The 15,836-nt window shown below is 75.7% G+C and carries 18 protein-coding genes; 11 read left to right on the forward strand and 7 right to left on the reverse strand.

All coding sequences use genetic code 11. From position 1 onward, the window contains the following. Nucleotides 1-2: 2 nt before the first annotated feature. The 3 genes from AB0C73_RS17215 to AB0C73_RS17225 are packed head-to-tail and all read left to right on the forward strand — an operon-like array spanning nucleotide 3 to nucleotide 1,288. The gene (locus tag AB0C73_RS17215) at nucleotides 3-290 is read left to right on the forward strand and encodes a class I SAM-dependent methyltransferase (protein WP_362530282.1); all 288 of its coding nucleotides are present in this window, start codon (nucleotides 3-5) and stop codon (nucleotides 288-290) included. A 26-nt stretch (nucleotides 291-316) separates the two neighbouring features. Next, nucleotides 317-478 carry a hypothetical protein gene (locus AB0C73_RS17220; protein ID WP_362530284.1) on the forward strand — a complete coding sequence of 54 codons (162 nt, stop codon included), beginning with the start codon at nucleotides 317-319 and terminating at the stop codon, nucleotides 476-478. A gap of 9 nt (nucleotides 479-487) precedes the next feature. Beyond that, entirely contained in the window at nucleotides 488-1,288 is an 801-nt protein-coding gene (locus AB0C73_RS17225; protein ID WP_362530286.1) for an alpha/beta fold hydrolase, read from the forward strand. 37 nt (nucleotides 1,289-1,325) lie between these two features. On the opposite strand, the gene AB0C73_RS17230 is transcribed toward AB0C73_RS17225, so the two are convergent. Both AB0C73_RS17230 and AB0C73_RS17235 read right to left on the reverse strand, forming a co-directional pair. After that, nucleotides 1,326-1,745, reverse strand: a complete 420-nt coding sequence (locus tag AB0C73_RS17230) for an SRPBCC domain-containing protein (protein WP_362530288.1) — start codon at nucleotides 1,743-1,745, stop codon at nucleotides 1,326-1,328. After that, a complete protein-coding gene (locus tag AB0C73_RS17235) occupies nucleotides 1,742-2,056 on the reverse strand; it encodes a metalloregulator ArsR/SmtB family transcription factor (RefSeq protein ID WP_362530291.1) in 315 nt (104 codons plus the stop codon). Before AB0C73_RS17235 ends, AB0C73_RS17230 begins: the two co-directional genes overlap by 4 nt. 220 nt (nucleotides 2,057-2,276) lie before the next feature. Between AB0C73_RS17235 and AB0C73_RS17240 the strand changes: the two genes are divergently transcribed. Further along, nucleotides 2,277-2,759, forward strand: a complete 483-nt coding sequence (locus tag AB0C73_RS17240) for an NUDIX domain-containing protein (protein ID WP_362530293.1) — start codon at nucleotides 2,277-2,279, stop codon at nucleotides 2,757-2,759. Nucleotides 2,760-2,864: 105 nt separating this feature from the next. Then, nucleotides 2,865-3,110 carry a hypothetical protein gene (locus AB0C73_RS17245; protein ID WP_362530296.1) on the forward strand — a complete coding sequence of 82 codons (246 nt, stop codon included), beginning with the start codon at nucleotides 2,865-2,867 and terminating at the stop codon, nucleotides 3,108-3,110. Nucleotides 3,111-3,141: 31 nt separating this feature from the next. Here AB0C73_RS17245 and AB0C73_RS17250 read toward each other — a convergent pair whose 3' ends face one another. Next, nucleotides 3,142-4,389 (reverse strand): cytochrome P450, encoded by a 1,248-nt coding sequence (locus AB0C73_RS17250; protein WP_362530299.1) that lies wholly within the window; start codon nucleotides 4,387-4,389, stop codon nucleotides 3,142-3,144. Between the two features lie 222 nt (nucleotides 4,390-4,611). After that, on the reverse strand, nucleotides 4,612-6,537 hold the full coding sequence (locus tag AB0C73_RS17255) for an NAD-binding protein (protein WP_362530484.1): 1,926 nt from the start codon (nucleotides 6,535-6,537) through the stop codon (nucleotides 4,612-4,614). Nucleotides 6,538-6,902: 365 nt separating this feature from the next. Here AB0C73_RS17255 and AB0C73_RS17260 point away from each other — a divergent pair, with 365 nt between their 5' ends. Next, the gene (locus AB0C73_RS17260; RefSeq protein ID WP_362530302.1) at nucleotides 6,903-8,225 is read left to right on the forward strand and encodes a serine hydrolase; all 1,323 of its coding nucleotides are present in this window, start codon (nucleotides 6,903-6,905) and stop codon (nucleotides 8,223-8,225) included. A gap of 178 nt (nucleotides 8,226-8,403) precedes the next feature. Further along, entirely contained in the window at nucleotides 8,404-9,018 is a 615-nt protein-coding gene (locus AB0C73_RS17265; protein ID WP_362530305.1) for a DUF6058 family natural product biosynthesis protein, read from the forward strand. A 123-nt stretch (nucleotides 9,019-9,141) separates the two neighbouring features. Here the strand turns inward: AB0C73_RS17265 and AB0C73_RS17270 are convergent, their stop codons facing one another. Both AB0C73_RS17270 and AB0C73_RS17275 read right to left on the reverse strand, forming a co-directional pair. Then, nucleotides 9,142-9,642 carry a hypothetical protein gene (locus AB0C73_RS17270; protein WP_362530308.1) on the reverse strand — a complete coding sequence of 167 codons (501 nt, stop codon included), beginning with the start codon at nucleotides 9,640-9,642 and terminating at the stop codon, nucleotides 9,142-9,144. A gap of 47 nt (nucleotides 9,643-9,689) precedes the next feature. Continuing rightward, nucleotides 9,690-9,950 (reverse strand): DUF5133 domain-containing protein, encoded by a 261-nt coding sequence (locus tag AB0C73_RS17275; protein WP_362530311.1) that lies wholly within the window; start codon nucleotides 9,948-9,950, stop codon nucleotides 9,690-9,692. Between the two features lie 146 nt (nucleotides 9,951-10,096). On the opposite strand from AB0C73_RS17275, the gene AB0C73_RS17280 reads away from it, so the two are divergent. The 4 genes from AB0C73_RS17280 (at nucleotide 10,097) to AB0C73_RS17295 (ending at nucleotide 13,988) form a co-directional block, all read left to right on the forward strand. Next, complete coding sequence (locus AB0C73_RS17280; RefSeq protein ID WP_362530313.1) at nucleotides 10,097-11,134, forward strand: NAD-dependent epimerase/dehydratase family protein; 1,038 nt, start codon at nucleotides 10,097-10,099, stop codon at nucleotides 11,132-11,134. A gap of 188 nt (nucleotides 11,135-11,322) precedes the next feature. Further along, a complete protein-coding gene (locus AB0C73_RS17285; RefSeq protein WP_362530316.1) occupies nucleotides 11,323-11,781 on the forward strand; it encodes an Rrf2 family transcriptional regulator in 459 nt (152 codons plus the stop codon). A 547-nt stretch (nucleotides 11,782-12,328) separates the two neighbouring features. After that, a complete protein-coding gene (locus AB0C73_RS17290) occupies nucleotides 12,329-13,216 on the forward strand; it encodes a universal stress protein (RefSeq protein WP_362530319.1) in 888 nt (295 codons plus the stop codon). Between the two features lie 109 nt (nucleotides 13,217-13,325). Continuing rightward, nucleotides 13,326-13,988, forward strand: coding sequence for a CAP domain-containing protein (locus AB0C73_RS17295; RefSeq protein ID WP_362530322.1), 663 nt, complete (start codon nucleotides 13,326-13,328; stop codon nucleotides 13,986-13,988). 31 nt (nucleotides 13,989-14,019) lie between these two features. Here the strand turns inward: AB0C73_RS17295 and AB0C73_RS17300 are convergent, their stop codons facing one another. Then, nucleotides 14,020-15,699 carry a sigma-70 family RNA polymerase sigma factor gene (locus AB0C73_RS17300; RefSeq protein WP_362530325.1) on the reverse strand — a complete coding sequence of 560 codons (1,680 nt, stop codon included), beginning with the start codon at nucleotides 15,697-15,699 and terminating at the stop codon, nucleotides 14,020-14,022. Nucleotides 15,700-15,836: the final 137 nt, after the last annotated feature.

The raw sequence follows: 15,836 nt of genomic DNA on the forward strand, positions 1-15,836 counted from the left end.
GGGTGAACAACGTCCCGGACGCCGAGGAATCCTGGCTCACCGACACCCGTACCTCGTACGACACGGTGGCCGCCGACTACGCGGAGCTGACCCGCGACCTGCTCGACCGCACGCCCTACGAGCGGGCGCTGCTCGCGCTCTTCGCCCACTCCGTACGGACCTCCGGCGGCGGCCCGGTCGCGGACCTGGGCTGCGGGCCGGGCCGGATCACGGCGCATCTGCGGGACCTCGGCCTGGACGCTCTGGGGATCGACCTGTCCTCGCGCACTCGGGCGACGAGACCCGTCTGAAGACCGAGGGCTACGGCGGCCACCCGATGCACCTCCAGGTGCACCTCCGCCGTCCGGAGCAGCTGGTGGAGCGGCTGGCCGCGGCCGGGTTCGCGGTGGAGGCGCAGCTGACGCTGGCGTCGGCGGAGAGCGCGCGGGGCGCGCTCATCGTCGCCCGCCGCGCGGCGGGGGCCGCGGGCGCGGCCTAGCCTGAGGGCATGGATGCGGTACGGACACGGGTGCGGGTCGACGGCGTCGACGTCGCCTATACGCGGGCGGGGCACGGTCCCTTGCTCGTGCTGGCGCACGGGGCCGGGCTCGACGGGCGGATGTGGGAGCCGCAGGTCGAGGCGCTGGCGGACGAGTTCACCGTGGTGGCCTGGGACGAGCCGGGGGCCGGACGGTCCGGTGACCTGCCGGAGGGCTTCGGTCTGGAGGACTTCGCGGACGCGCTCGCCGGCGTCATCGAGGATGTAGGGCTCGGGCCCGCCCACGTCGCCGGGCTCTCCTGGGGCGGCACGGTGGTCCTGGAGCTGTACCGGCGGTGGCCGTACCTGGTGAGGTCGCTGCTGATGGTGGACACGTACGCCGGGTGGAAGGGCTCGCTGCCACCGGAGGAGGTCGCGGCGCGCGTCAAGGGCGCGCGCCGGATGCTCGCCGCGCCGCGGGAGGAGTTCGACCCGACGCTGCCGGGCCTGTACGCGGACGGCCCGCCCGAGCGGTTCGCGCCCCTCCTGGACGCCATGAACAGGGACGTACGGCCGGAGACCATGGCCGCCGAGCTCTCCCTGATGGCGGAGGCCGACGAGACCGACCTCCTGCCCCGGATCGCCGTCCCGACGCTGCTCCTCTGGGGTGAGCTCGACGCGCGCTCCCCGCTCGGCGTCGCCCGCGCCTTCGAGGAGGCGATCCCGGGCGCCGAGCTGGTGGTGATCCCGGGCGTGGGCCATATGAGCAACGTGGAGGCGCCGGAGGCCTTCACGGCGGCGGTGCGTGCCTTCTGCCGGGCCCACGCCTGAAACCTCGTACGGAAGTACGGAGGGACGGAGGGACTGATCAGGCGGTCTCGTCCAGGAGGGCGGCCAGGCCGTCCAGGACGTGGGGCCAGCCCTCGCCCATGCCCTCGATGGCCTTGCGCCCCATGGGCGAGTCGAGGTCGAAGCCCGCGTGGGTGAGGAAGAGGCGGGTGCCCCGGCCCTCGGGGGCGAGGCGCCAGGTGATGGTGGTGTCGAGGGTGCCCTCGGCGAAGCGGTAGGCGAGGAGGCGTTCGGGCTCGACCTCGGTCACCTCGCAGGGCTGCTCGCCCCAGTTGCCCATGTCCAGGGTGAAGCGGTGGCCGACGACCGGCTTGATGTCGCCGGCCGCCCACCAGCGCGCGTGCAGCGCGGGGTCGGTGAGGGCGGCCCAGACGGCGGCCGGCGGGTGGGGCAGGAACCTCGCGAGGTCGATGGTGTCGGCGGCGGGCTTGTCGGTCATGTCTCGTTCTCCTCGTCCAGCAGGTCGGCCAGGGCGTCCAGACGCTGCTTCCAGTAGTGCTCGAAGGGGTGCAGCCAGTCACTGACCTCGGCCAGTCGGCCGGCCGTCAGGTGGTAGTAGCGGTGGCGGCCGCGCGGCTCCTCGCGGATCAGGCCGGCGGTCTTGAGGACGGCCAGGTGCTCGGAGACGGCGGGCCGGCCGAGCTCGAACAGCCCGGCCAGATCGCCCGTGGAGCGCGGGCCCTCACGGAGGGCTTCCAGCAGTCTGCGGCGCACGGGACTTGCCAGCACGCCGAACACATCGGTGGGCATGCCGCAACGATACGTCGGAGTTCTCCGACGCGTCAAAATCTCCCGACGCGTCCGGCGGGGCCGGGCGGGATGCCCGGGCGGGATGCCCGGGCGGGATGCCCGGGCGGGATGCCCGGGCGGGATGTCCGGGCAGTGTGCCGGACACGACCCGACACGGGGTGTGCAGGCGGGCCCCGAGGCAGGGTGGGCGAGTGCGCCCCCTTCCGCCACACTGGGCGGTATGTCCGACAAGCGCAGCGCCGGTCTCCTCCTCTTCCGCCGCACCCCGGTGGCCCCCGACGGCGGCCCGGAGGTGCTCATCGGGCACATGGGCGGCCCCTTCTGGGCCGCGCGTTCCGAGGCCTCGTGGTCGATCCCCAAGGGCGAGTACGAGCCCGACGAGGCCCCCGAGGACGCGGCGCGCCGGGAGTTCGAGGAGGAGCTGGGCCTGCCGGCGCCGGACGGCGCGTGGCTCCCGCTCGGCGAGAACCGGCAGCACAACGGAAAGCTCGTCACCATCTGGGCCGTGGAGGCCGATCTCGATCCGGAGCGGGTGGTGCCGGGCACCTTCACCATGGAGTGGCCGCGCGGCTCGGGCGTCCTGCGGGACTTCCCGGAGATCGACCGGGTCGGCTGGTTCGGCCTCGCAGAGGCCGGACCGCTGCTCGTCGCGGGGCAACGGGTGTTCCTCGAACGCCTCGCCGCACGGCTCGCCGGGGCCTGACGGGGCGCCGGGGACGGGCCCGCCGCGAGCGGCCTGACCGCGATTGTCAGACCCGTGCGAGAGGGTGGGGTGAGACAGCCTCAGTCCGTCGAGAGGGAGCCCGACATGACGCCCGTCACCGGCCGCGAGCGCGCCGCAGCGCAGGCCTATCTCCGGCTGCTCGAGTCCACCCAGGCCGTGCTCGCCGACCCGCGGCTCGAGCCGTACGCGGCGGCGATGCTGACGCATCCGATGGCGGAGGCGGACGCGGCGCTGCGCGACGCGGGACTCGCGGGGAACGAGGCGCATCTGCTGCGCCTGGTCGCGGCGCTGCGGGCCTCCCCCGCCACCGAGCGGGGAAGGTCCGCGTGAGGGGCCCGCCCGGGGCGGCGGGCCCGGCCGGTCAGCCGAGCCGGACCGGAAGGGCGCGCACGCTGTTGCCGACGAAGCTGGCGTGCCGGGTCAGTTCGGCCTCGGGGACGGCGAGGCCGAGGTCCGGGAAGCGGGTGAAGAGGGCTTCCAGGGCGAGGGTGGCCTCCATCCGGGCGAGAGGCGCGCCCAGGCAGAAGTGCGGGCCGTGGCCGAGCGACAGGTGCTTGACGGTCTGGCCGCGGGTGACGTCGAAGCGGTCGGCGTCGGGGCCGTACGCCTTGGGGTCGCGGCCCGCCGCCGAGTAGCCGGCGAGCACCGGGGTGCCGCGCGGGATCAGGGTGCCGTCGACGGTGAGGTCGCGGACGGGATAGCGGAACGGGAAGTAGCTGACCGGGCTGTCCCAGCGCAGGGTCTCCTCCACCACGTCGCCCCAGTCCGCGCGGCCCTCGCGGACGTGGGCGAGCTGCTCGGGGTGCGCGCACAGGGCGCGTACGGCGTTGGTGACGAGGTTCATGGTGGTCTCGTGGCCCGCGATGACCAGCAGCACCAGAGTCCCGATCAGCTCGGGCTGAGCAAGCCGGTCGCCGCCCTCGTCGCGGGCGGCGATCAGGGCGCTGATGAGGTCGTCACCAGGTGCGGCCGCCTTGTCGGCGGCGATGGCGACGAGGAGTCCGACCAGTTCGCGGTTGGCGGCGACGACCTGCTCGGGGCCGAGGTCGGTGGCGACGATCTGGCTGGAGAGGTGGTGCAGGCGCTCCTGGTGCGTCCCGTCCACCCCGAGGAGTTCGCAGATGACGCCGAGAGGCAGCGGCAGGGCGAAGTGGCGGCGCAGGTCGGCGACGCCGTCGCCGGCGCGGGCCGCCTCGGCGAGGCCGTCGAGCAGGGTGGCGGTCAGGGCCGTGACGCGCGGGCGCAGTTCCTCGATGCGGCGCGGGGTGAAGGCCTTGCTGACCAGGGAGCGCAGCCGCCGGTGGTCGGCGTCGTCGGCGGTGGTCATGCCCTGCACGGTGGCGAAGGTGCGCAGCGGCCAGCCCTCGGGTATGCGGCCCTCGGCGAGGGCCGTGAAGTGGTGGGCGCCCTTGGCCACTTCGGGGTGGGAGAGGAAGTCGCGCAGGGCGTCGTGGCCGAGCACCGCCATGCCCTCGACGTCGCCGGGGAGCAGCACGGGGGTGACCGCGCCCTGGGCGAGTAGCCGGGCGTTGTCCGCGTGCGGGCAGCCGCCGGCCGGGTCCAGGCGGTGCGGCGGTCTGCCCTCGGGGGCGGTGTGCGGGGTGTTCAAGGGAGGGCTCCTGACTGCGGAAGCGGGTGCGGAAGCGGGTGCGGAAGCGGGTCCGAACGGTTTCGGCGCCCGCTCGGGCACGAACGGTCAGATCCTAGGGTCAACCCGACCGTTTCCGTACGGAGTTGTACGGTGCGTCGGCCGGCTCCCTGCCCACCGTTCCCGCCCGCCGTGCCCGCCACCGCACACCCGCCCGCCACGCCCGCCCGTCACGCCCGCCCGTCAGGACACCGGCTCGCCCACCGCCTCGCCCGACTCGCCCGCCGTGCCCGCGGCGCCCGGGTTCCGTGTGCGGCGGCCGTGGAGTTCGGCGAGGCCGCGGCGGGTGGCGGCCACCACCACACGGTCGCCGGGGCCGAGGACCCGGTCGCCGGGGACCTCGGACAGCGGCCCGTAGCCGGAGCGGTCGAGCGGCACCCCTGCCTTGCCGCGGGCGATCACCCGCCACGCGCCCGGCTCGAAGGCCTCGGCCGCCGTGCGGCCGTCCAGGAGCGGATGCCCTGCGACGTCGAGCGCCGCGAACAGCAGCACCCGCCGCTCGACCGGGATGGCGCCGAGCACCTGGCGGCCCATCATCGCCCCGGCGAACGCGGGCGCCGACAGATGCGAGACGCTGCGGCTGCGGGTGAGGGCGCCGGGGTGGACGGTGCGCAGGGTGCGGTAGACGGCGGTGGCGAAGTCGTCGTCGTAGAGGCGCAGCGCCACCCGCAGCCCGGGGCTGACGGAGCGGGCGTGCAGCGCGGCCTCCAGATTGGTGATGTCGACGCTGGTGAGGGCGAGCAGGGCGCCGGCGCGGTGGATCCGGGCGGCCTCCAGGACGCCCTCCTCGGTGACGTCGCCGATGACGGTCGGCACCCTCAGCCGCCGGGCGAGCGCGAGGCCCCGTGCCTCGGGATCGGCCTCGACGCAGACCACGGGGATGTTCATGCGCCGCAGCCGGGCGAGCACCCGGGTGCCGACCTTGCCGAGACCGAGCAGCACCACATGACCGGACAGGCCTCGGGGCGGGCGGCGCAGGGTGGTCGCGCTGCGGAAGGTGCCGTAGGCCTCCAGGAGCGCGGCCATCACCACCGGCAGCAGAAGCAGTCCGACGAATCCGGCGAGGATCTGGAGCAGTTGTCGGCTGGTCGGCTCGCCCACCGCCGGATCGCCGATGGCGAAGATGTCGAGCAGGATCAGATAGCCCGCGTGCAGCGGATGGTCCCCGGTGGCGAAGGTGGAGGTCAGGGTCAGGGCGAGGACCGCGGCGGCCACCCCGGCGAGCGACCAGCGCAGGCGCCGCGAGAACAGCGAACCGACCGGCAGCCCGGAGGCGCCGAGCCAGCCGGAGGCCTGCGCCGGGCCCTCGTAACGGACCGTTTCGAGCGCCACGATGCCGCGCCCGGTGGCGGCGGCGACCTCGGCGTCCCCGGGCAGCAGCCGCGGGCCCTGCGGTCCGCTGGCCTCGGAGCCCTCGCAGCCGGCCGGGTCGTTGGCCGTCGACGACAGGAGCGCGAGGGTGCACAGGCCGGGGTCGGCGACCTCGCCCGGCGCGGGCGGGGTGCGGTCGACGGCGTGCAGCAGGAGGCCGCCCGCCTGGATGACCTTCTTGCTGCCGGCCACGGCGGTCGCCGCGAGCGCGGGCGCGGCGGTGTCCGCGTCGGAGAGCACCGTCGTGGTGGCGTCCCGCTTCTCCGGGTCGAGGCCGGGTTCCGCGACGGCCGCCGCCTGGTCGAGCAGGGTGGCCAGGTGCTGGCCGAGCCGCCGGTTGTAGAGCCGGATGACCAGGCGCAGGCGCGGGTTGAGCCGCCGGGCGGTGAGTGCGGCACGGATGTTGCGCTCGTCGTCCTCGAAGACCAGGGCGAGCGCGTCCGCCCGTTCGACGCCCGCGTCGAGGAGGGTCACGTCGTCGATCTCGGCGGTCTCCACGACCCGGATCGTCCGCCCGTCCCGCCCCACGCCGGCCGCGCCCGCGGCCCCGGCACCCGCCGTGCGGGTGACGGCGGCGGTGACCCGCCCGAAGAGGGCCATGGCCCGTCCGTTACGGGCGACGGGCCGGCCGGGCGCGTCGCCGGGCCCGGGCACGAGGAGGGTGACGCGCGCTTCGTACATCTCGTGGAGTTCGGCGGAGAGCCGGTGGGCGAGGACGTCGTCGCCGCAGACGATCATGCGCTCGGTCGGCGCCGAGGAGCCGCCGGGGTCAACGGACCTGCTCTGATACGGGAGTGAGGACACGTCACCAGGATGCCTTGTCCGCACCGACAGACCGTCCGGGGCCCGGCCGAGGGCCTGACCGAGGGTCCCGTCCGGGCCTCACCGGGGGCCGTCTGAGGCTCGCCCGAGGGGCCCTCCAGGGCTCGTCCGGGGCCTGACCGGGGGCTGTCTGAGGGCCCGGCTCGAACCCGCCCGGCGGATCAGGGCCCGGCACGGCGACGCGCCCCCGCTCGACACGCCACCACCCCCCGACACGCCGCACTACGCCGGTCGGCGCACTACGTCCTGCGTCCTGCGGGCGGCGTTCCTACGGTGGCTGAATGATCGTCACGCCAGCTGTCCGTCATACCGCCGCCGGTGCCGCGGCGCTGCTGCTCGCCCTGCCGGTCCCGTGCGCCTCGGCCGCCTCGGCCGCCTCCCCCGTCCCGGCCGTCCTCCCCGGCGTCGTCCCGGCCGCCGGGCCGCCGTCCGGCGCCGCCGACGGCGTCACCGAGCCCGCTCCGCCCGCCCCCCGCTTCGTCGACCCGGCGCTCCTGAACCGTCCCGGCACCCAGGTGCAGACGCTCCGGGGCGCGCCGGCGGTGCCGTCCCTGACAGCCCTCTCCTGGGTGGTGGCCGACGTCTCGACGGGTGACGTTCTCGCGGCGCGCAACGCGCACAAGCCGCTGCCGCCCGCCAGCACGCTCAAGACGCTGTTCGCGCTCACGGCGCTGCCGCACCACGAGCCCGACGAGCGGCACACGGTCAGCGACGCCGAGTTGACCGGCATCGGCGAGGGCAGCAGCCTGGTGGGACTGAAGGAGGGCTACACCTACAGGGTGTCGGACCTGTGGAACGGGGTGTTCCTCAGCTCGGGGAACGACGCCGTGCACGTGCTCGCCTCGATGAACGGCGGCTGGTCGGCGATGTCCCGGAAGATGCAGGCCAAGGCCCGCGCCCTGGGCGCCCGCGACACGCACGTGGTCTCGCCGGACGGCTACGACGCTCCGGGCCAGGTCTCCTCGGCGTACGACCTGGCGGTGTTCGGACGGACCGGTCTGCAGGATCCGCAGTTCACCCGCTACTGCTCGACCCGGTACGCCGACTTCCCGGCCGGCTCGTGGTCGTACGGCATCGCCAACACCAACCGGCTGCTCACCGGCGAGAGCGGGGTGGACCGCTACCCGGGGCTCATCGGGGTGAAGAACGGTTACACGACCAACGCCGGCAACACCCTGATCGCGGCCGCCAAGCGCGGCTCGCGCACCCTGGTGGTGTCCGTGATGAACCCGCAGGGCGGCGGCGGTCTCGCGGTGTACGAGGAGGCCAGGGAACTGCTCGACTGGGGCTTCGGCGCGGCCGGGAAGGTGCAGCCGGTGGGGTCCCTGTCGCCGACGGCGGCCCGGGACTTCGCGCGGACGCGGGCGGCACAGGCCGCCGAGCGGCCCGCCGTCCGGGCGCAGGCCGGTCCCCAGGGGGCGGACGACCCGCTGCGCGCCCTGGCCGCGAGCGGCGGCGTGCACGGAGCGGCCCCGCGCGCCGCAGCCAAGAGTGCGGCACCCTCCGGCACCGCCGCCGGCCTCCCCCTCGCCCTGGTCGGGTCGGCGCTCGGCGCGGCGCTCTCGCTCTGGCTGTGGCGCCGCTTCGGCGCACGCGGCAACTGACCCAGCCGACCCGGGGACCCGCCCGTCGGACACGGCCCGACGGGCACGGTTCGGCGGACACGGTTCGGCGGACACGGTTCGGCGGACACGGTTCGGCGGGCGCCGTACGGTCCGGCCCCTAGCGTGTCCGCAGGGCCGCCCGGGAGATCCCCGCGCGGCCCGCCGGGAGGAGTGGGACGTGGGGACGCGCACGAACAACAGGTACGCGGCGGAGGTGGCCGAGCGGTTCCGGGCCGTGAACGGGGTCCATCCCATGACGGCGGAGGACGACGCCTATGTGGACGGGCAGTTCGTGCCTCTTGAGCGGCTGTGCGCCGCGCGCGGCCGGGACGCGGACGAGGTACGGCGGCAGATGCTCGACGGACTGCTGCCGCTGCCCGGCTATCTGCGCTCGGACGGGACGGAGATGGTGCCGGGTGATCTGTTCGAGCTCGCGGCACGGGCGGGTGGGCCGGAGCGGCTCCGGGCCTGGTTCACGGCGCACTGGGCGGACCCCGCCGAGGGCGAGGAGGAGTGGGAGGCGTACCTCAGCGGCCAGTACGTGTGTCTGCACCACATCACTCCGGCGGCGATCCAGCACAAGGCCGAACTGACGGCGGCGATCGGCGCGGCCCTCGCGGCCCCGCGGCCGGACGTGCCGGAGTGGCGTGAGGAGCTGCATGCCCTGGTGGACGAGCTGGACGTGCTCGAACCGGACTTCGCACCCTACGACCGGCTCCGTTTCGGCGGCCCGGTCTCGCGCGACACCTGCATCGACGCCGTCCGCGCCCGCTTCCCGCGCCCTGCCGCCTGACGGTCGGCGGTGTGGGCGGTCAGACCGTGTCGGGGGTCGGACCGTGCCGGCCGTCAGCGCGTGGCGGCCGTCCGCCCGTACCGGCGGTCAGCGGCGCGTGGCGACGCTTGCCCGTGGCCGGCGTCAGCCGTCCGGCTCGTCCGGGCGCGGGCGTTCGTCGCCGGTCAGGTGGCGGCGCGACCAGCGCAGCAGAACGCGGAGCAGACAGAACAGGGTGACCGCCCACACGACGGCGAAGGCCCAGACGAGGGCCGGGGCCGTCGTGACGACGGCGGCCACCAGGAGGAGCACCGCCACGGGCGCGAGCAGGGCGGCCGCGGGCCCGGCGAGCCGCCCCGAGCCGAGCCGGGCCCGCAGCCGGGTCCGTGGTCCGGTCTGTGGCGGGGTCCGGGTCTGGGACCGGGACCAGGACCGGGCAAGCACACCGGTCTGCGGTCGGGCCCCCGGTCGGGACCGGGACCGGGACCCGCCAAGCCGGCCGGTCCGCAGCCGGGCCGACAACCCGGCCGACAACCCGGCGCGGCCGCCGCCGAAGGTCCGGGCGAGGCCGGAGTCGGCGGCCAGGTCCGCCTCGATCTCGGCGAGGATCCGCCGCTCGCGGGGCGAGAGCTGTGCACCCTCCATCGCCGCCACCTCCCACCGCACGCCCCAGGTCCCGGTGACCCCTGGGGCTACTCGGCGGCTACCCCGCGCGCCCGCGTCGAACCGCCCACCTTCAGCAGCGGCGTGGGGCCGGGACCGGCGGTGTAGCGCTCGGCGGCGCGGACGGCCGCGCGGGCGGTGCGCTCCCCCATGAGGACGCACAGCGTGTACGCCGTGTCCTCGAACCGCCTGCGCGCCACCAGGTCGTGCGGCCTGGCCAGGACCAGCCGTTCCTGCGTGCGGTAGCTGCGCAGCAGGCGGTCGATCGTGTTGCGGTCGGGAAGCAGCATCCGGTCCTCCTGGTACGGGTCTGTCCCCGTGATCCCCCATGGTGGGGTCACTTCCTCACCCGCGCGAGCGATGCCGTCACGGTCGGTGACGGGCGGCGGGCGGGCTCCCGCGTGCGCGGGCCCCCGGAATGACGGAAGGTCGAGACATGAACCCGAGCGAGCGGCTGCGTGTGGTGGTCACCGGCGCCACCGGCAACGTGGGGACGAGTGTGGTCCGCGCCCTGGCGCGGGAGTCCCGGGTCGGGTCGGTGCTCGGACTGTCCCGCCGCCGGCCGAGCCTGACCGTGGACCGGACCGCGTGGGCGGAGGTCGACCTGTCGCTGGAGGGCGACGAGCCGCGCCTCGCGCAGTACGTGGCGGAAGCGGACGCGGTGGTGCATCTGGCCTGGCGGTTCGGGCCGACGCACGATCCGGTGACGACCTGGGCGACCAATGTGCTCGGCACGGTGCGGGTGCTCGACGCGATGGCGGCGGCCCGGGTGCCGGTCCTGGTGTGCGCCTCGTCGGTCGGCGCCTACTCGCCCGGGCCGGGCGGCGGCGCGCCGGTGTCGGAGTCCTGGCCGACGCACGGCTGGCCGGGGGCCGCGTACACCCGCGAGAAGGCGTACGTAGAACGCCTTCTGGACACTTTCGAGCGTGATCATCCCCAGACCCGGGTGGTACGGATGCGGTCGGCCTTCTCCTTCAAGGAGGAGTCCGCGAGCGGGCAGCGGCGGATCTTCGCGGGCCGCTGGGTGCCGGGGCAGCTGTTCCGGCCCGAACTCCTTCCGCTGCTTCCGGAGGTGCCCGGGCTGCGCTTCCAGACACTGCACACGGACGACGCGGCGGACGCGTACGTACGGGCGCTGCTGCGCGACGTGCGCGGCGCGTTCAATCTGGCGGCCGATCCGGTGGTCGACGCGGAGGTCCTCGGCGCGCTGTTCGGCGCGCGGCCGGTGCGGGTGCCGACCCCGGCGGTGCGCGGAGCCCTTTCGGCCGCCTGGCGGCTGCGGGCGGTGCCGGCCGCGCCGGAGCTGCTCGACGCCGTCCTCCGGCTGCCGCTGATGGCGACGGAGCGAGCCCGCCGGGAACTGGACTGGACGCCGGCCAGGACCTCGGTGGAGGCCCTGGAGGCCTTTCTGCGCGGGGTACGGGCCGGGGGCGGCGACGCGACCGAGCCGCTGGCCGGGCGCCGGTTCGGCTGACCGGCCGGCGGTCGGACGGCGGTCGGGCGGCTACGCGGCTCCGGGCCTTCTCGCGGTCTCGCGGTCTCGGTACAGGCCCGGTACGAGGACGGTGGCGGGCGCTCCGGGCCGACCCGCTCCGGGCTCGGGCGCCGGGACTCGGGCGCCGGGACTCGGGCGCCCGGAGCGTGCGCGGGCATAATGCGCGCATGCGCATTTCAGCCAGGGCCGACTACGCGGTGCGGGCCGCCCTCCAGCTGGCCGCGGCCCAGGGCTCCGGGCCGGTGAAGGCGGAGGCGATCGCCGAGGTCGAGGGGATCTCGCACAAGTTCCTGGAGGGCATCCTCGGCGACATGCGCAAGGGCGGCCTGGTGCACAGCCAGCGCGGCGGGAGCGGCGGCTACTGGCTGGCGAGGCCGGCCGAGGAGATCTCCGTGGCGGACGTGATCCGCTGCGTGGAGGGGCCGTTGGTGTCGGTGCGCGGAGTACGGCCGCCGGAACTGTCGTACACCGGTCCGGCCGAGTCCCTGCTCACCCTGTGGGTCGCGCTGCGGGCGAACGTACGCCAGGTGCTCGACGGCGTCTCGCTCGCCGAGATCGCCACCGCGAAGCTGCCGCCCGAGGTGGTGGCGCTCGCGGCGGACCCCGAGGCCTGGACCAACCCCTGACCCGACCTGGCCGGTCCGCCACCACACCGTCCAGTCACCAAGATCTCGGCCGCCGACGGATCCGTGGGCGAACTCCTCGCCCACCACTGCGCGTTGTCCTGGACCTCCCGTTTCCTGGGCGCGGCGGCCGAGACGGCGGCCCGTACGGTGCCGCGCCCGTGCCGCCGGACCACCGGCTGCGCGACATCGGCGACCACTGCCTCAACGGTGCGCACGCGGGACTCACCCTGCCGGCCCAGGCCGAGTCCGGAAAGGAGCGCCGTCTGCCCTTGGGCAGGGTTCGCGGCGCGCGTGTCAGGCGTCGCGGGCAGGAGCCCGCCCCCGCCTTCGCTGGTGGCACCCCACCCAGGCGAAGCTCCAGAGGTGGGGGCCCTCCCGGGCGAAGCCTGGGGGACTTTCCGGGACACGGCCCAGGGCCCGGGACCGAGGACACGGCAGGTCGGGACGTCCGGCCCTGCCACGGGGTGGACGATGGGCACATGCTGAACGCAGTGGGTCCGCCGGACGGAGGCGGGCCGCACGCCGAACCGATGACGGAGGCAGCCTGATGAGTCGTGAGATCGTCGCGGGAGTGGACGGTTCCCCGGAGAGCCTGGCCGCGGCGGACTGGGCCGCGCGGGAGGCGACGCACCGGGACCTGCCGCTCCGGCTCGTCCACGCGTGGCGGTGGGAGCCGCTCGACCTGCCGCTCGTCCAGGACCCCACCGAGGGCCTGCGGGCCGCCCGCGAGGTGCTGAACTCGGCGGGCGCGACGCTCGCCGAGCGCCATCCGGACCTGGCCCTGACCACCGAACTGATCGGCGACACCCCGGTCGCGGCGCTCCTCGGGACCACCGGCCGGGCCGACCTGCTCGCCCTCGGCTCGCGCGGCCAGGGCGCCCTCGCGGGCTTCCTGCTCGGCTCGTACGGGCAGCAGGTCATCGCCGCGGCCACGGTGCCGGTCGTCGCGGTCCGCTCCCGCGACGGCGCGCCCGCCGACACGCCCGCCGGGGAGATCCTGGTGGGCCAGCACGGCACGCCGGAGGACAGCGCGGCCACGCTGCGCTTCGCCTTCGAGACGGCGGCGGCGCGCAGGGCCTCGGTGCGGGCGGTGCGGGCCTGGAGCCTGCCGCCGCTGTTCGCGTTCAGCCCCGGGTCCCTCGCGCTCGCCGACGAGGCGGGCGGGCTCGTGCCGTACGAGGAGAAGGCGCTCCGCGAGGCGCTCGCGCCGTGGCGGGAGCGTTTCCCCGAGGTCGCGGTGACCGAGCACGTGGAGATGGGCAGCGCCGGCCAGGTGCTGCTCTCCGGGTCCGGCTCGGCGCAGCTGCTCGTCGTGGGCCGTCGGGCGCGGCGCGGCGCGATCGGCCCGCGGATCGGTTCGGTGGCGCACGCCGCGCTCCATCTGGCGCCCTGCCCGGTCGCGGTGGTGCCGCAGGAGGTTGACCCGCAGGATTGACGAGGAGTGTCGCGCTCTCTCCGACCGGACAGTATGACCGGCGTCGCCCCGGTGGCCCGCCCGGCACCGGACGCCGGCGGCGCCCCGACGGACGAGAGAGCGGAGCTCCATGCAGCACGACGCGTACGACACGGCCCGGCCCGCCGACCGCCCCGGCCCGAGTGGGGGCGGGGGCGAGGCCGCGGGCGGACGGCACCGGCGCCGCGCCCGGACCCGGTGGCGCGGCCCGGGTGTCGCGCCCTCCTTCCGTACGACGGTGCCGGCGGCGGGCACTCTGGCCGCGGCGCTCACGGTGCTCACCGGGGTGTACGTGGCGGGCCAGGCCCGTCCGCCGGCCCCCGATCAGGTGGTCGGCGCGGCCCCGGCGGCGGCCGTGGTCGACGACCCGGGACAGTACGGCACGCAGGTGGTGCGGCTCGTCAACACCGAACGGAAGAAGGCGGGTTGCGCCCCGCTCCGCTCCGACCCCCGACTGCACACGGCGGCGCAGGCCCACGCCGACGACATGGCGGCGCGCAACTCCTACGCGCACGCCGACCGGCGCGGCCACGACGCGGGCGACCGCATCACGGCGGCCGGGTACACCTGGTCGGCCTGGGGCGAGAACATCCACCGGGGTCCGCACTCGGCCGCGCAGGCGATGGACGAGTGGATGAACAGCGAGGCGCACCGCAAGAACATCCTCGACTGCTCGTTCGAGGACATCGGCGTGGGCGTCAACCTCGCGGGCAACGGCCCCTGGTGGGTGCAGGACTTCGCCAAGGGCCGCTGAGCCCGAACCCGAGCCTGGGCCCGAGCCCGGGCTACGGCCTCAGCGGTGTGGCGAGTTCCTGCACCCAGACGGTGCCGTCGGGGCCGGGCACGGCGGCGACGCCGGTGTGCCGGTAACGGCAGTCGAGCAGATTCGCGCGGTGCGGCGGGTCAGCCATCCAGTCGGCGACGACGGAGTCCGGCCCGCTCTCGCCCCGCGCCAGGTTCTCGCCCCAGGCGCTCCAGGAGTAGCCCTCGGCCGTCAGGCGCGTGCCGGAGTCGGTGCCCTCCGGGTCGGTGTGAGCGAGGTAGCGCCGCTCTGCCATGTCCCGCCCGAAGTCCCGGGCCACGGCGGACAATCGCGGCTCGATCCGCAACGGCCCGCAACCCGCATCGGCCCGGTGCCGGTTGACGAGCCGGGTGACCTGCTCCTCCGTGGTCGGGCGCGGGACCTGAGTACGGGTGGGTGTGGGCGACGGCGTCGGGGTCGGGGTGGTGGGCGGCGCAGACGGCACGGCGCTACGGGTGACGGCCGGCGCGCCGGTCGGCGAAGCCGCCGGCCGGGCCAGGGCACGGTCCGAGGCCCCGTCAGGCACCAGAAGAAGCAGAACGGCCCCGAGGGCGACGACGGCCCCACCCCCGACGAGCAGCCGGGTGCGGCTGCCGGCCGCGGGCACGGGTCCGGACCCGTTGCCAGGCGCAGGCGCGGAGCCGGACGCGGTCGTGGGCGCAGAGCCGCCGCCAGGCCCATGCCCGGCCCACGGCCCGGACTCGGCCCCCGTCCCAGGCGACCCGGCGCCGGACCCGCCACCGGGGCCCGCCCCAGCCACAGCCCCAGGCTCCGGCACGGCCCCGGGCGCGGGCGCCGAGCCGCCGCCCGGGGCCGGCCCCAGCGGCCCGCTCTCCCCCGTCGGCCATGACGCCGCCGCGGCCTCCATCGTCGGGGCCGCGCTGCCCCATCCCGCCCACGCCATCACCGGCGGGACCAGCGCCAGGCCCACCAGCAGGCCTTCCGCCGGGGCGAGGCCCGAGCGGGTCGGGGCGCAGTGGGGGCAGGTGGCGAGGTGGCGGGCCAGGCGTTTGCGCCACAGCGGCGAGGGGGTGCCGTCCCAGGGGGTGGTGGTTGCTGCGAGGGCGGGGCAGGGCGGCGTGGCGGCGAGCGCCCGTACGATCGCGCGGCCGGTCTCCAGACGTTCCTTCATGCGCTGGACGCGCACGGCGGCGTGGCGGGGCGGGATGCCGAGCGCGGCGGCGAGTTCGGCGCGGGTGAGTTCACCGGCGGCCTCCAGCCACCACAGCGAGAGGACCTCGCGGTCGTCCCCGTCGAGCCAGCGGGTCGCCCGGGCGACCTCGCGGCGCTGGCCGGTGAGCCGCAGCCGCAGGATCGCGAGTTCGGTGAAGTCGCCCGCCGGGTCGGCGAGCGCCTCGGCCCGGTCGAGGCCGGGCAGCGGCGCCTGCCGGCGTTCCCGCCACCGGTGCCGTATCCGGTTCATGGCGATCGCGACGAGCCAGGACCGGAACCGGGCCGGGTCGCGGAGTGTGGGCAGCCCGTCAAGGGCACGGACCATCGTCTCCTGGACGAGGTCGTCCACGTCGGCGTGCCCGTCGAGGGCCCGGCCCACGATGTTGTAGACGAGCGGCAGGTAGGCCCGTACGAGCTCGTCGCCGGCGCGTGCGTCACCCGCCCGCGCCGCCTCGACCAGTGCGGCGGTGCGGTGCTCGTCGCTCTGCAATGTCCTTGTGCTCCCTCGTCGCCCGCTGCGTCCCCCGCAGCGCCGGCCGCCGGATGCGGCCCGCGGTCAGGAGACCGCCGGGAGCGGTCCGGACAACACTTTTTCACGCACGGATCTCACACCGGCACGAGGGCGAC

Origin of the sequence: Streptomyces sp. NPDC048623, from assembly GCF_040650755.1 — a bacterium.
Taxonomy (GTDB): Bacteria; Actinomycetota; Actinomycetes; order Streptomycetales; family Streptomycetaceae; genus Streptomyces.

Excerpts from the sequence above, each read along its gene's own strand:
- AB0C73_RS17220 (WP_362530284.1), top strand. The coding sequence starts at position 317 with ATGCACCTCCAGGTGCACCTCCGCCGTCCGGAGCAGCTGGTGGAGCGG.
- AB0C73_RS17225 (WP_362530286.1), top strand. The coding sequence starts at position 488 with ATGGATGCGGTACGGACACGGGTGCGGGTCGACGGCGTCGACGTCGCC.
- AB0C73_RS17230 (WP_362530288.1), bottom strand. The coding sequence starts at position 1,745 with ATGACCGACAAGCCCGCCGCCGACACCATCGACCTCGCGAGGTTCCTG.
- AB0C73_RS17235 (WP_362530291.1), bottom strand. The coding sequence starts at position 2,056 with ATGCCCACCGATGTGTTCGGCGTGCTGGCAAGTCCCGTGCGCCGCAGA.
- AB0C73_RS17240 (WP_362530293.1), top strand. The coding sequence starts at position 2,277 with ATGTCCGACAAGCGCAGCGCCGGTCTCCTCCTCTTCCGCCGCACCCCG.
- AB0C73_RS17245 (WP_362530296.1), top strand. The coding sequence starts at position 2,865 with ATGACGCCCGTCACCGGCCGCGAGCGCGCCGCAGCGCAGGCCTATCTC.
- AB0C73_RS17255 (WP_362530484.1), bottom strand. The coding sequence starts at position 6,537 with ATGATCGTCTGCGGCGACGACGTCCTCGCCCACCGGCTCTCCGCCGAA.
- AB0C73_RS17260 (WP_362530302.1), top strand. The coding sequence starts at position 6,903 with ATGATCGTCACGCCAGCTGTCCGTCATACCGCCGCCGGTGCCGCGGCG.
- AB0C73_RS17270 (WP_362530308.1), bottom strand. The coding sequence starts at position 9,642 with ATGGAGGGTGCACAGCTCTCGCCCCGCGAGCGGCGGATCCTCGCCGAG.
- AB0C73_RS17275 (WP_362530311.1), bottom strand. The coding sequence starts at position 9,950 with ATGCTGCTTCCCGACCGCAACACGATCGACCGCCTGCTGCGCAGCTAC.
- AB0C73_RS17280 (WP_362530313.1), top strand. The coding sequence starts at position 10,097 with ATGAACCCGAGCGAGCGGCTGCGTGTGGTGGTCACCGGCGCCACCGGC.
- AB0C73_RS17285 (WP_362530316.1), top strand. The coding sequence starts at position 11,323 with ATGCGCATTTCAGCCAGGGCCGACTACGCGGTGCGGGCCGCCCTCCAG.
- AB0C73_RS17290 (WP_362530319.1), top strand. The coding sequence starts at position 12,329 with ATGAGTCGTGAGATCGTCGCGGGAGTGGACGGTTCCCCGGAGAGCCTG.
- AB0C73_RS17295 (WP_362530322.1), top strand. The coding sequence starts at position 13,326 with ATGCAGCACGACGCGTACGACACGGCCCGGCCCGCCGACCGCCCCGGC.